The organism is Klebsiella sp. CTHL.F3a, assembly GCF_019890895.1.
Classification (GTDB): domain Bacteria; phylum Pseudomonadota; class Gammaproteobacteria; order Enterobacterales; family Enterobacteriaceae; genus Klebsiella; species Klebsiella grimontii.
Genome location: NZ_CP082360.1, coordinates 74,618 through 88,691 on the forward strand (window position 1 = coordinate 74,618; position 14,074 = coordinate 88,691).

At 56.6% G+C, this 14,074-nt stretch carries 12 protein-coding genes, 1 tRNA gene and 1 pseudogene; 9 read left to right on the forward strand and 5 right to left on the reverse strand.

Annotation, left to right across the window (positions count from 1 at the left end):
• Positions 1-14: 14 nt before the first annotated feature.
• The gene (locus K7H21_RS00360) at positions 15-968 is read left to right on the forward strand and encodes a GlxA family transcriptional regulator (RefSeq protein WP_004126752.1); all 954 of its coding nucleotides are present in this window, start codon (positions 15-17) and stop codon (positions 966-968) included.
• Here the strand turns inward: K7H21_RS00360 and K7H21_RS00365 are convergent.
• The 4 genes and pseudogenes from K7H21_RS00365 to K7H21_RS00380 all read right to left on the reverse strand — a co-directional run.
• A complete protein-coding gene (locus K7H21_RS00365) occupies positions 965-2,014 on the reverse strand; it encodes an NAD(P)-dependent alcohol dehydrogenase (protein ID WP_004126751.1) in 1,050 nt (349 codons plus the stop codon). The two genes, K7H21_RS00360 and K7H21_RS00365, sit on opposite strands and share 4 nt — an antisense overlap.
• Positions 2,015-2,174: 160 nt before the next feature.
• Entirely contained in the window at positions 2,175-2,477 is a 303-nt protein-coding gene (locus tag K7H21_RS00370; protein ID WP_223035500.1) for a putative quinol monooxygenase, read from the reverse strand.
• A 1-nt stretch (position 2,478) separates the two neighbouring features.
• A complete protein-coding gene (locus K7H21_RS00375; RefSeq protein ID WP_223035501.1) occupies positions 2,479-3,486 on the reverse strand; it encodes a zinc-binding alcohol dehydrogenase family protein in 1,008 nt (335 codons plus the stop codon).
• Between the two features lie 112 nt (positions 3,487-3,598).
• Positions 3,599-3,685: pseudogene (locus K7H21_RS00380) on the reverse strand (DUF3237 domain-containing protein); the annotation flags it as partial.
• Between the two features lie 57 nt (positions 3,686-3,742).
• Between K7H21_RS00380 and K7H21_RS00385 the strand changes: the two are divergent.
• The gene (locus K7H21_RS00385) at positions 3,743-4,348 is read left to right on the forward strand and encodes a shikimate kinase (protein ID WP_123828639.1); all 606 of its coding nucleotides are present in this window, start codon (positions 3,743-3,745) and stop codon (positions 4,346-4,348) included.
• Positions 4,349-4,754: 406 nt separating this feature from the next.
• On the opposite strand, the gene K7H21_RS00390 is transcribed toward K7H21_RS00385, so the two are convergent.
• Positions 4,755-4,849: transfer RNA gene (locus tag K7H21_RS00390), tRNA-Sec, on the reverse strand.
• A 291-nt stretch (positions 4,850-5,140) separates the two neighbouring features.
• Here K7H21_RS00390 and K7H21_RS00395 point away from each other — a divergent pair.
• From K7H21_RS00395 to K7H21_RS00425, 7 genes are all read left to right on the forward strand, one after another.
• On the forward strand, positions 5,141-6,535 hold the full coding sequence (locus K7H21_RS00395) for a glycoside-pentoside-hexuronide family transporter (protein WP_223035502.1): 1,395 nt from the start codon (positions 5,141-5,143) through the stop codon (positions 6,533-6,535).
• A gap of 13 nt (positions 6,536-6,548) precedes the next feature.
• Positions 6,549-8,867, forward strand: a complete 2,319-nt coding sequence (gene yicI, locus K7H21_RS00400) for an alpha-xylosidase (RefSeq protein ID WP_049113155.1) — start codon at positions 6,549-6,551, stop codon at positions 8,865-8,867.
• Positions 8,868-9,662: 795 nt separating this feature from the next.
• Complete coding sequence (locus K7H21_RS00405; protein WP_004126745.1) at positions 9,663-11,234, forward strand: BglG family transcription antiterminator; 1,572 nt, start codon at positions 9,663-9,665, stop codon at positions 11,232-11,234.
• A 10-nt stretch (positions 11,235-11,244) separates the two neighbouring features.
• A complete protein-coding gene (locus tag K7H21_RS00410; protein WP_223035503.1) occupies positions 11,245-11,715 on the forward strand; it encodes a PTS sugar transporter subunit IIA in 471 nt (156 codons plus the stop codon).
• Positions 11,716-11,736: 21 nt separating this feature from the next.
• Positions 11,737-12,051 carry a PTS fructose transporter subunit IIB gene (locus K7H21_RS00415; protein ID WP_087828387.1) on the forward strand — a complete coding sequence of 105 codons (315 nt, stop codon included), beginning with the start codon at positions 11,737-11,739 and terminating at the stop codon, positions 12,049-12,051.
• Between the two features lie 23 nt (positions 12,052-12,074).
• Positions 12,075-13,166: a PTS fructose transporter subunit IIC gene (locus tag K7H21_RS00420; RefSeq protein WP_004126739.1), complete on the forward strand. Its 1,092-nt coding sequence runs from the start codon at positions 12,075-12,077 to the stop codon at positions 13,164-13,166.
• An 11-nt stretch (positions 13,167-13,177) separates the two neighbouring features.
• The gene (locus K7H21_RS00425) at positions 13,178-14,029 is read left to right on the forward strand and encodes a class II fructose-bisphosphate aldolase (protein ID WP_004126737.1); all 852 of its coding nucleotides are present in this window, start codon (positions 13,178-13,180) and stop codon (positions 14,027-14,029) included.
• Positions 14,030-14,074 lie beyond the last annotated feature (45 nt).

A 14,074-nucleotide genomic window follows, 5' to 3' on the forward strand; every position in this document is an offset into this window, starting at 1 on the left:
AAGCGGAGCGGGCGATGAAACTCACGGAAGTGGCGATTGTAGCGGTGGACGGGTTTAGCCCGTTCCACTACTCGGTGCCCTGTATGCTGTTTGGCGATACGGTCTCGGAAACCAAACGCTTTAACCTGCATATTTGCGCCGAACGGCCCGGGCTGCTGAGCGCCCGCGACGGCTTCGCGCTGAACGCCAGCGGCGATTTTTCTCTTCTGGAGCAGGCGGATATCGTGGTGGTGCCTTACTGGGGGGCGGTAAATCAGCGTCCTCCGCAGTCGCTGCTGGACGGTCTGGTTCGCGCGCGCAATAACGGCGCGCAGATCGTCGGCCTGTGCCTCGGGGCGTTTGTACTCGGCTACGCCGGGCTGCTGGACAACAGGCGCGCGGCGACCCACTGGGAGTTCGAACAGGATTTTCAGCGCCTGTTTCCGCAGGTGCGGCTGGATATCAACGCGCTGTACGTTGACGATGAAGGGGTAATCACCTCGGCGGGTACCGCGGCGGCGCTCGACTGCTGCCTGTATCTCATTCGCCAGCGTTTTGGCAGCCTTGTCGCCAATCAGATCGCCCGGCGAATGATCGTCCCACCGCACCGTGAGGGCGGCCAGGCGCAGTTTATCGCCCAGCCGGTACCGAAAAACACCCGCGACGCGCGGATTAACGGCCTGCTTGAGTATCTCCAGCAGCACATCCGCGAACCGCATAATCTTGACTCCCTGGCGCAGGTTGCAGCGATGAGCCGCCGGACCCTGACCCGCCATTTCGCCAAAGCGACCGGGATGGGTATCGCCGACTGGCTGGCCGCCGAGCGCCTGCGGCGCAGCCAGATCCTGCTGGAGGCGGGGGATTTACCGGTCGGACAGGTGGCGGAGGAAGTGGGCTATCGCTCCGCCGTAACCTGGCGCCAGCAGTTTAAAGCGCGCTTTGGCGTCAGCCCGGCGGAGTGGCGGCGCACCTTTCGCCGCGGGGCTTAATCGCCGAGCGTGGCGCTGTCGACGACGAAGCGGTATTTCACGTCGCCTTTAATCATCCGCTCCCAGGCCTCGTTAATCTGGTCGCCGCGAATCAGCTCTATATCGGCGACGATGCCGTGCTCGGCGCAGAAATCGAGCATCTCCTGGGTTTCCGGAATGCCGCCGATCATCGACCCGGCAATTGACCGGCGGCGGAAGATTAGATTAAACACTTCCGGCGAGGGATGCGGCGTGGCGGGGGCGCCCACCAGCGTCATGGTGCCGTCGCGCTTGAGCAGGGTGGTGAAGGCATCGAGGTTATGCGGCGCCGCCACGGTGTTGAGAATAAAGTCGAAGCTTTTCAGGTGGGCGGCCATTTCGTTTTCGTTGCGAGAGACCACCACTTCGTCCGCGCCCAGCTCGCGCGCCGCGTCACGCTTGGATTCCGAGGTGGTGAAGGCCACCACGTGGGCGCCCATGGCGTGGGCCAACTTGATGCCCATATGCCCCAGTCCGCCGATGCCAACGATGCCGACTTTCTTACCCGGCCCGACGTTCCAGTGGCGCAGCGGCGAGTACGTCGTGATGCCCGCGCACAGCAGCGGCGCGACGGCGGCCAACTGCTCTTTGGGATGGCGGACGCGCAGCACGTAGCGCTGATGAACGACGATCTGCTGGGAGTAACCGCCTAAAGTGTGGCCGGGCGCGTCCTGCGTCGGGCCGTTATAGGTGAGCACCATATGGTCGCAATAGTTTTCCAGCCCATCCCGGCACTCCTCGCACTCTTTACAGCTGTCGACCATACAGCCGACGCCCACCAGATCGCCCACGGCGTGACCGGAGACCCGACTGCCCACGGCGGTCACCCGGCCGACGATTTCATGGCCCGGTACGCAGGGATAGAGCGTTCCGGCCCATTCGGCGCGGGCCTGATGTACATCCGAGTGGCAGACGCCGCAATAATCAATGGCGATCTGCACATCGTCCGGCCCCGGTTCGCGGCGGGTGATGGCCATTGACCCCAGCGGCTGGCTGGCCGAGTTCGTTCCAATAGCGTTGATCTGCATAGCAAAACCTCTTCTACATAACGGCGTTGAATAAAACGGAGGGGGGAGAGCGTTTTTTTGAGCGGCAGGATCAAGCCTGGCCTGGTTGAGGCGGGTTGGGAGGGGGAGAGCTCAAAGGGTCAAAGATGGGCTCACCCCCGTAAACGGAGTGCAGAAAATATCAGGGCGCGACGGGCGTCAGGTAATCCAGCCGCAGCGGTTCGGCAAGCAGGTCATTCATCTGCGCGATAAAATTCTGGAAGTGCGGCAGGGCGACATGCGCTTCCAGCGCTTCCTGACTACGCCAGGATTCGCGCATATAGAACGTATCCGGCGCATCGCGCAACTGAAACAGGGCGTAATCGAGGTTGCCTGGCTCCTGACGCGTCGGCAGCAGCAGCGCCTGCAGGGCTTGCCGCAGCGCATCTTTCTGCCTCGGCTTTGCCTTCAGCACCGCGATAATCGAGATCGCTTCGTGGCTCATCTTAAAAGTCCTCCAGCACGATTTTGCCCACCGAACGCCCGGTTTCCAGCTGCGCGTGCGCTTTTTGCAGGTTGGCGGCGGTGATGGCGCCGTAGTGCTCGCCGAGGGTGGTCTTAATGGTGTTGTCGTCTATCAACGCCGCCACGCGGGTCAGCAGCTGATGCTGGGCGATCATATCCGGCGTTGCGAACATCGAGCGGGTAAACATAAATTCCCAGTGCAGGGAGATGCTTTTCGCCTTCAGCGGCACCACATCGAGGGTTTCCGGGTCGTCAATAAGCGCCAGCTTGCCCTGCGGTGCGAGAGCGGCGATCAGCTGCGGATAGTGCTGGTCGGTATTGGTCAGGCTGGCGACATGGGTCACTGCTTTAACGCCAATCCGCGCCAGCTCGTCGGCGAGCGGTTTGCTGTGATCGATAACATGATGTGCCCCCGCTTCTCGTACCCATTTCTGGCTTTCCGGACGCGAGGCGGTGCCAATGACCGTCATGCCGGTCAGCTTGCTGGCGAGCTGGGTCAGTATTGAACCGACGCCGCCTGCCGCGCCGACGATCAGCAGCGTTTCGCCCGCGTTGCCGCCTTCCTTTACGCCAAGGCGGTGGAACAGCAGCTCCCAGGCGGTTATGGCGGTGAGCGGTAGCGCGGCGGCGGAGGCGTTGTCCAGCGAACGGGGTTTGCGGGCGACGATGCGCTCATCCACTAACTGAAATTCGCTGTTGCTGCCCGGACGGCCCAGCGCGCCGGCGTACCATACTTCATCTCCCGCGGCGAACAGCGTCACCGCGCTGCCGACGGCTTTCACCACGCCGACCGCGTCCCAGCCCAGCACGCGCGGGGTATCGGCGTTAAACCCGGCGCGGACTTTGGTATCCACCGGGTTGACGGAAATGGCCTTCACTTCAACCAGCAGGTCATGCCCCTCGGCAACCGGCTGCGGCAGCTCAATGTCGGTTAAAAAAGGAATATTGCTGCCTTCGGTCGCTGCGCGAGTAATGGCGATCGCTTTCATACACTCTCCGGTTTTGAATAAGGTTCATCGTTTGACTGTACTGAGGATAGACCGCGGCAGGCGGGGGAAAAATGGCCCGACGGCGATAACAGTTATATTGAAAAAGTGAAAATCAGCGGACGCGATAAAAATCGAGCATCACGCCGTGCTGCGTGCGGCCACCGGAACAGATAAACAGCGAGGTGGTTATCCAGCACAGTGTTCTTTGCCATATTCTGATGAAATGACATTTTTACAAGGATGCGGGAAATCAAAGATGAATACGCTGTTTCTGATTGGCCCTGGCGGGGTGGGGAAAAGCACGGTTGGAGCGCTGCTGGCGCAGGCGATGAGCTACCGGCTTATCGATCTCGATAGCGAATTTTGCGAGCAGATTTTAAATATTCGCCAATATATTCAGCGCGATGGATACGAGCGCTATGTGCGTGAGAACGCCGCGCTATGCTCTCGCCTGCTGGCGGAGAATCCGCATGAAAAACGAGTGGTGGTGCTCTCCTCGGGATTTCTTGCCACCGATGTCTGCCCGGAGATCGTTGCCAGCAACCGACTGCTTGTGCGGCAGGTCGGGTATTCCATACTGCTACTGCCGTCAGAGGATATTGATATCGCAACGCGCATCGTGGTCGCGCGCCAGCTGATGCGCGGCTTTGGTCTGGTCAGAGAAAAAGAAGAGATGAAGTTCCGCCAGCGCTTTAGGGAGTATTGTACGTTAGACGATTGCCGGGTGGTTTCGTCTGAGGAGCCGGAGAGGGTGGCGGAACGGGTGCGGGAGAAGGTGGCTGCGGAACAGCGGAAACAAAAAAGCCTGGAGGCGATGCGTGAGCTGAGTGAACTATCACAGAAGCTGGGGCTGTATAACTAAACGCCATGCAGCGCAGCCCTGTGGGAATTACACAGGCCCAAAGATAATCCCGGATCGCGTAGGCCGGGCAAGGCGCCGTCCGGCAGAAAGGCGCGAAAAACACATAAAAAGTGAAATATATCAGTCACTTAATTTATAGCGCAATTTAGACGTTACTTAATGCTCTGCCTACACTTTGGGAGGATTGATGAAGTTGCAGTAATACGGCCTGATGTCAGGGATGCAAAATCTGCATAGAAAACAAAATCAACTCGTTGAAGGAATAGCTGGATACCGTGGCAGCGGAAGAAGGGGGGAATTTTACGAGCTGGTTTAAAGAACTGGCGAGAAGCGCGCTAAAAGCGAAAGGTATTGAACCGAAAGGCTGATTTTCTGGATAAGTTCACATGGATAAAAATGATTGAACTGGCGGAAGATCACAGGAGTTGAACCTGCCCGGGACCGCTGGCGGCCCCAACTGGATTTGAAGTCCAGCCACCTCACCGGAGATGACGATCTTCCGCGCCTCGATTGCTACATGGAGGCGGGGCGCATTATAGCTACTTTCCTGCATTAACCACATACCCAAACGCACTTTTTTACTGTTAAAACTGGACTTTACAGAACCTTCTTAAACAATTCCTTGCAAAATCCGTGGCTTACACTTTTAAACACTCTTTCAGGCTACCGGGATCACATAAAACAAGAAACGTAATTTGAATATGAGATATCGCAATTCATCTTACTGCGCGGATGGTTTACAAAGCATGTAACCGGTACCAACCCGCGGCAGCGCTGAGAGAAGAGTGTGCGATGAAAGATCATATTTTGTCCGTCAAAGAGAAGATTGGCTACGGCATGGGCGATGCCGCAAGCCACATCATTTTTGATAACGTCATGTTGTATATGATGTTTTTCTATACCGATATTTTTGGTATTCCTGCCGGCTATGTCGGCACCATGTTCCTGCTGGCCCGCGCGCTGGATGCGATATCCGACCCCTGCATGGGGCTGCTGGCCGACCGTACCCGCAGCCGCTGGGGGAAATTCCGCCCGTGGATCCTGTTCGGCGCGATTCCGTTCGGCCTCGTCTGCGTACTGGCCTATAGCTCGCCGGACCTGAGTCATAACGGCAAGCTGATTTACGCCGCGGTCACCTACACGCTGCTGACCCTGCTCTACACCGTCGTTAACATCCCGTACTGCGCGCTGGGCGGGGTTATCACCGACAACCCAACGCAGCGCATCTCCCTGCAGTCCTGGCGCTTTGTGCTGGCGACGGCGGGCGGCATGCTCTCCACCGTGCTGATGATGCCGCTGGTGAACTTTATCGGTGGCGAAGACAAAGCCTTTGGTTTCCAGGGCGGCATCGCGGTGCTCTCGGCGATCGCGTTCCTGATGCTGGCGTTTTGCTTCTTCACCACCAAAGAGCGCGTCGAAGCGCCGCCGAGCTCAACCTCAATGCGGGAAGACCTGCGCGATATCTGGCGCAACGATCAGTGGCGTGTCGTTGGTCTGCTGACCATCCTCAACATCCTCGCGGTCTGCGTTCGCGGCGGCGCGATGATGTACTACACCACCTGGATCATGGGATCTGCGGGTCTGTTCACCGCCTTTCTCACCACCTACTGCGTCGGCAACCTGATTGGCTCGGCGCTGGCGAAGCCGCTCACCGACTGGAAATGCAAAGTCAGCGTCTTCTGGTGGACCAATGCTCTGCTTGCGGCGCTGAGCGTGGCGATGTTCTTCGTGCCGATGGACGCCGAAATCACCATGTTCGCCTTTATCTTCGTGATTGGCGTGCTGCACCAGCTGGTGACGCCGATTCAGTGGGTGATGATGTCCGACACCGTCGATTACGGCGAATGGTGTAACGGCAAACGCCTGACCGGCATCAGCTTTGCGGGCACCCTGTTCGTGCTCAAGCTGGGCCTGGCGCTGGGTGGCGCGCTGATTGGCTGGATGCTGGCAGGCGGCGGTTACGATGCTGCGGCCAAAACCCAGAACAGCGCCACTATCACCATCATTATCTCATTATTTACCCTCGCTCCGGCGGTCTGCTATCTGCTGAGCGCGGTCATTGCTAAACGCTACTACACCCTGAAAACGCCGTTCCTGAAAAAGATGATGACGGAGCTGGCTCAGGGGGCACGGCGCAACGAACACGACTTCACTTCAGCGCCGATCGACAAAGAATGGCAAAACTAAAAGGAAGATATTGATGAAAATCAGTGATGGAAACTGGCTTGTCCAACCCGGACTCAATCTGATCCAACCCGTACAAGTATACGAGGTTGAGCAACAGGGTAACGACATGGTGGTCTATGTCGCGTCGCGCGAAGTGCGCGAGCGCGCCGCCCAGCTGGACGTTCCGCTCTTTACCGTGCGCTTCTTCTCTCCGCAGGAAGGGGTGATCGGCGTACGCATGGAGCATTTTCAGGGCGCGCTGAACAACGGCCCGCATTATCCGCTGAACGTTGTAAAAGATGTGAAGGTGGAGATTCACAACGGCGCTGAATTTGCCGAGCTGAAGAGCGGCAATTTGACCGCACGCGTCACGAAAGGCGACTTCTGGTCGTTGGATTTCCTGCGCGACGGCGTGCGGATTACCGGTAGCCAGCTGAAAAACGACGGCTACGTGCAGGATACGAAAACCAACCGCAACTATATGTTCGAGCGCCTGGATCTCGGCGTCGGCGACACCGTTTATGGCCTCGGCGAGCGCTTTACCGCGCTGGTGCGCAACGGTCAGACGGTCGACACCTGGAACGAAGACGGCGGCACCAGCACCGAACAGTCGTACAAAAATATCCCGTTCTATCTGACTAACCGCGGCTACGGCGTGCTGGTTAATCATCCGGAGCGCGTCTCTTTCGAAATCGGCTCCGAGAAAGTCTCTAAGGTGCAGTTCAGCGTCGAAGGTGAATACCTGGAGTACTTCGTGATCGACGGCCCGACCCCGAAAGAGGTGCTGAACCGCTATACCCGGTTTACCGGGCGTCCGGCGCTGCCGCCGGCCTGGTCTTTCGGCCTGTGGCTGACCACCTCGTTCACGACCAACTACGATGAAGCGACGGTTAACCGCTTTATCGACGGCATGGCGGAGCGCAACCTGCCGCTGCACGTGTTCCACTTTGACTGCTTCTGGATGAAGGCTTTCCAGTGGTGCGATTTTGAATGGGATCCGGTGACCTTCCCGGACCCGGAAGGCATGATTAAGCGCCTGAAAGAGAAAGGGCTGAAGGTCTGCGTGTGGATTAACCCCTATATCGGCCAGCGTTCGCCGGTGTTTAAAGAGCTGCAGGAGAAAGGCTATCTGCTGAAACGTCCGGACGGTTCGCTGTGGCAGTGGGATAAATGGCAGCCGGGGCTGGCGATTTATGATTTCACTAATCCGCAAGCTTGCCAGTGGTATGCCGACAAGCTGAAAGGCCTGGTGGCGATGGGCGTTGACTGCTTCAAGACCGACTTCGGCGAGCGTATCCCGACCGACGTGCAGTGGTTTGATGGTTCCGATCCGCAAAAAATGCACAACCACTACGCCTTCATCTATAACGAGCTGGTGTGGAACGTGCTGAAAGAGACCGTCGGCGAGAAAGAAGCGGTGCTGTTCGCGCGTTCCGCCTCGGTGGGCGCGCAGCAGTTCCCGGTGCACTGGGGCGGCGACTGCTACGCCAACTATGAATCGATGGCGGAAAGCCTGCGCGGCGGCCTGTCGATCGGCATGTCCGGCTTTGGGTTCTGGAGCCACGATATCGGCGGCTTCGAAAACACCGCGCCCGCCCACGTCTACAAGCGCTGGTGCGCCTTCGGCCTGCTGTCGAGCCACAGCCGGCTGCACGGCAGCAAATCCTATCGCGTGCCGTGGGCCTACGATGACGAGTCCTGCGACGTGGTGCGCCACTTCACGCAGCTGAAATGCCGCATGATGCCGTATCTGTACCGGCAGGCGGCGCTGGCCAATGAGTTCGGTACGCCGATGCTGCGTTCGATGATGCTGGAGTTCCCGCACGACCCGGCCTGCGACTATCTGGATCGGCAGTACATGCTGGGGGATTCCGTGCTGGTGGCGCCAGTGTTTAGCGAAGCGGGAGACGTGCAGTTCTGGCTGCCGGAAGGCCGCTGGACTCATCTGTGGCGTAATGATGAAGCACAGGGTAGCCGCTGGCATAAGCAGAATCACGATGTGCTGAGCCTGCCGGTGTACGTGCGTGATAACACTCTGCTGGCATTGGGTAACAATGACCAGAAGCCAGACTACGCGTGGAACGAAGGTACCGCCTTCCAGCTGTTTAGCCTCGACGATGGTCGCGAAGCCGTCTGCCAGGTGCCAGCCGCGGACGGGTCGGTGGTCTTTACCCTGACGGCAAAACGCCAGGGCAATGTCATCACCGTCAGCGGTGACGGCGAGGCCGGCGGCTGGACGCTATGCCTGCGCAATATCCAGCACGTTGCCGGCGTGCAGGGCGGCGCGCAGGCGGGTAGCGAGCTGGGCGTGGTGGTGACCGCGCAGGACAATGCGTTGACGATTACGCTGTAAGCGCTTTGTAGCCGGACAGGCGCATCAGGCGCCGCCTCCCGGGTTAGAGGCGCAATGCAGCCTCCGCTTTTCCCCGGCTCGCGCTACGCTTAGCCGGGCTACAGGCTCCCCATCGTCTGCGGGCCAGTAGCCCGGACAAGGCGCGTCAAGCGCCGCCTCCGGGGAAACAACGCGCAATGTAACCTCCGCTTTTCCCCGGCTCGCGCAGCGCTTAGCGGGTTTACAGGCTCCCCATCGTCTGCGGGCCAGTAGCCCGGACAAGGCGCGTCAAGCGCCGCCTCCGGGGAAACAACGCGCAATGCAGCCTCCACTTTTCCCCGGCTCGCGCTACGCTTAGCCGGGCTACAGGCCCCCCATCGTCTGCGGGCCAGTAGCCCGGACAAGGCGCGTCAAGCGCCGCCTCCGGGGAAACAACGCGCAATCTAACCTCCGCTTTTCCCCGGCTCGCGCAGCGCTTAGCGGGTTTACAGGCTCCCCATCGTCTGCACGCCGGTAGCCCGGACAAGGCGCATCAAGCACCGGCTCCGGGAATGCTGTCTGGCTAAAGGCGGTCCGGATATATTCTTATGATGAATTGAGATCGCTATCACGTATATTTCTTCCTGAAATGTGATCTGAATTATAATTATTCCCTAATCCCTTTCTTCGTTTTATTTCTGTCCGGATGTCTGGACAAAATTTAGTATTGTTGTTTACGCCTCAGCTACTTATATTTATCCTCAATGATTTATGTAGCGCTCGCGTGGTATCGCGCTGGCCTCCAGGCATTAATCTGGTATGCAAAAAGGGTAAATAATGCAAATGATTACCTCACGACAGAACAGATTATTGAAATTTCTCCTGCCCCGCAGAGAATACGTTACGCTGATGAAAATTGCTGAATATTTAAATGTATCAGAAAAAACGGTTCAGCGTGATTTACGCTTTTTAGAACAGTGGTTATCTGAGTGGAAAATGACTATCGATAAACGCTCAGGTACCGGCGTGATGCTGATCGCTGATAATGTCGCGGACCTGCTGCAATTAGACCAATTACTCGGTAACGAGGGGGAGGACAGCGATGTCATGATGAATAACTCCCGGCGCGTGAAAATTGCTTCGCAGCTGTTAAGTGAGACGCCGCGGGAGACATCAATAAATAAGCTCTCTGAGCGTTATTTTATCAGTAGCGCTTCTATCGTTAATGACCTGAAAATTATTGAATCATGGATTGCTCCGCTCGGCTTAGCGCTGATTCGTAGCCAGAGCGGGACGCATATTGAAGGCAGCGAAAACAGCGTCCGTCAGGCGATGGCGTCATTAATTAATGGGGTGATTAATCATAATGAGCCCGGTTGTATTATCCATTCCCGACTGGACTCAGGAAGCTATAAAGCGCTGGTGCATTATTTTGGTGAGGATGACGTTTTATTTGTTCAGTCATTATTACAGGAAATGGAGCGCAAGCTGTGCTGGTCATTAGGCGAACCGTATTATGTGAATATTTTTACCCATATCCTGATTATGATGTATCGCATTACCCGTGGGAATGCCTTACCGCGGCGTGAACAGGGGCAGCAGATTTTTGATGAGACGATATTTAGCGTTGCCCAGAATATGCTGCGAAAAATTGAACACCGTATTGATCATTCGCTGCCGGAAGATGAAGTCTGGTTTATTTATCAGTACATCATCTCATCTGGCGTTGTGGTGGAAGAGCGTGATGACGTCAGTATGGCGCGCTATATGCATTCTAGCGATGAGGCCCGACAAATTACCGATCGCCTGATTAGCGCTTTTTCCACCATGATTGATCTCGATTTAACCGCCGATCGCGCGTTATACGATGGTCTGCTCATTCATATTAAGCCGCTCATTAATCGCCTAAATTTTCGGATTTATATTCGTAACCCTCTGCTGGAGGATATCAAGGGCGAGCTGACGGACGTGTGGCCGCTCACCCAGCGGGCGGTCAATCAGGTTTTTAGCAGCTGGGGCGAGCATGCGGTTTCCGACGACGAGATTGGCTATCTCACCGTTCATTTCCAGGCGGCGATGGAAAGACAGGTCGCCAGCAAGCGCGTTCTGCTGGTTTGTTCTACCGGAATCGGCACATCTCACCTGTTGAAAAGTAGAGTGTTGAGAGCGTTTCCTGACTGGACCATCGTCGGCGTAGTTTCAGCAAGCAGTCTGCATACCCTTCAACCGCAGGACAAGATTGAACTGGTTATTTCGACGATTAATCTGCCGGAAATAGCTTTGCCGGTAGTCTATGTTAGCGCTTTTTTTAATGATGCCGATATCCGACGGGTTACGGAAAAAATTGTTACCGACAAATTACATCGCGCGGCAATATCTGCTGTAGATAATGAAGTTTTATATCCATGAGGTAAAGAATATGGACATAACCAGGATTTTAAACACCAAACGCGTTTTGTTAGATATGCACGCTACGAATAAAGCGGAAGCCATCGAAGAGTTAACCGACTTATTACAAAAAGACGGGGCGATAAGCTGTCGTGAAACCTTTATTCAGGATGTCTGGCAGCGTGAGTCGGAAGGCTCAACGGGGTTTGAAAATCATATTGCGATCCCGCATGGAAAGTCTTCCGCCGTTGTTAATACTACCCTTGCCATTGGCCGCACCCGGCAGGATATCGCCTGGGAAACGCTGGACGGCAGCCAGGTACGCTGCATTATTTTATTTGCCGTTCGTCTGGAAGATCAAAATACCACCCATATTCGCCTGTTGTCCCAGGTCGCTGGAGCGCTGGCGGATGATGACATTATTGAACAACTGCTCAAAGAAACCAGTCCGCAGAGGATTATTGATCTGTTTAACCAATATGCCGAGTCGGACATTCACTAACAATAACTAGCGGAGTCCGAGATGAATATTGTCTGTGTTGCTGCCTGTACCGCAGGTATTGCTCATACTTATATTGCACGTGAGAAGCTGATTAAAGGCGCGAGAGCGCTGGGCCATAATGTCAAAGTCGAAACTCAGGGAACCATTGGAACTGAAAATGAACTGGCGGCGGAAGATATTGACGCTGCGGATGTCGTTATTCTTGCCATTGATGTGAAAATCAAAGGCGAAGAGCGTTTTAAAAATAAACGGATTGTCAGAGTAAAAACGGAAGTCGTGATTAAGTCGCCGATTCAGTTTATCGAAAAGGTCGAAAAATCCTTAGCGAATGCCTGATCCTTAATCTGGAGGGATCTACCATGAGTGAGAATAAAACTCCCGTCTCACAGGAAATTAAGAAGCATCTATTAACCGGTATTTCATGGATGATACCGCTGATCGTCGCCGCCGGGATCTGTATCGCGCTGGGACAAGTCCTTGGCGGGACGAACGTAGGCGAGAAAACCGGCACCATTCCGTGGATGTTAAACCAAATCGGCGGCTGGGGAATGGGGCTGATTGTGCCCTTGATCTGCGCCGCTATCGCTTACTCCATTGCCGATCGTCCTGGATTTGCTCCGGGTTTGATCGTGGGCTTTGTCTGCGGGCAAATTCATACCGGTTTTATTGGCGGCATGCTGGGCGGCTTCCTCGTGGGCTACACGGTACTGGCGCTGAAGCACTATATCCGGCTGCCGAAGTCGATGCAGGGGCTGATGCCGATTATGGTGCTGCCGGTATTAAGTACCATCATTAGCGGTTTGCTGATGATGACCCTGATCGGCAAGCCCATTGCCTGGCTGCAAGAAGCGCTGATTCACCTGCTGGAGTCGATGCAGGGCGGCTCGCGTTTCCTGCTGGGCGCCATCCTTGGCGCCATGGCGACCTTCGACTTTGGCGGCCCGGTGAATAAAACCATGTCGCTGTTTGCTGATGGTCTGCTGGTCAGCGGCGTTTATGGCCCGGAAGCGGTGAAGTTTGTGGGTTCGATCATCCCGCCGTTCGGCATCACCCTCTCGTTCCTGCTGACCCGGCATAAATATACCCGTGCCGAACGCGAAGCTCTGAAGGCCGCGTTCCCGATGGGGATCTGCATGATCACCGAAGGGGTGATCCCCATCGCCGCCCGCGATCTGCTGCGCGTCGTGGGATCCTGCGTGGTGGCGTCAGCGGTGGCCGGTGGCCTGATCATGACCTGGGGCGTGGAGAGTCCGGTGCCGCACGGTGGGATGTTCGTGGTGCCGCTCTTTACGCATCCCCTGCTGTTCTGCCTCTCTCTGGCGATTGGCACCGTGATTTGCGGTGTGATGCTCTCGCTGTGGAAAAAGCCGGTTACCGAGCGTGATGAAGAGTTTGATGAGCTGAACGACCAAAAGGTCAAAGACGACGAAATCACCTTTACCCTCGAATAAACGGAGGCCCTATGTTTGCCGATATGAAAAGTATGGTGATCAAAGCCTGGCGTGAACGGTATGCCCTGCTGGCGATTAACTGCATGAACCTGGAAAGCGCACGCGCGGCGGTGCGCGTGGCGGAAAAACATCGCGCGCCGATTATTCTCAACCTGTATCAGGGGCATCTGTCGCACTTTCCGGCGACCACGGCGGCGGCGGTAGTCAGGGTACTGGCGGAGGAGGCGAGCGTACCCGTGACGTTAAGTCTCGATCACGGCAAAGACCCGATAAAAATACGTCAGGCTTTCCGCGCCGGATTTAGCGGGTTAATGATCGATGCTTCGGCGTTCGCGCTGGCGGAGAACATCCGCCAGACCCGAGAGGTCGTTGAACTGGCCGCCAGCGTCGGGCTGTGCGTGGAGGGCGAACTGGGGCACCTGGCGGATGCGCCGCGCTACGACCAGGCCAGCAATGCCGATTTAATGACTCAGCCGGAGGACGTCCCTCCCTTTATCGAACAGACCGGGATTGACCTGCTGGCGGTCTCCGTGGGAACCGCCCACGGTATGTACGCTCCCGGTGTAAAACCAATGCTCGATTTCGACCGCCTGGCGCAGATACAGCGCGCGTCATCCGTGCCACTGGCGCTGCACGGCGGGAGCGGTACGCCGTTCGAGCAGCTGCAACGTTGCCCGGAATTCGGGGTCGCAAAAATCAACGTTGGGGCGGCGGTATTTGAAGCGGGGAAAGCGGCGCTGCTGCACACCCTGTGCCACGACAGCACCATTGAGCTGGCCGATGCGCTATCGGTGATGGAGCAGGCCAGCGCTGACGCCATCGTTCCCTATTTACGCGCATCCGGCTCAATCAACAAAGCCTGATTAAATCTCAGTAAGGCCTTCCATGCCAGCGCCCGTATGCCCTGG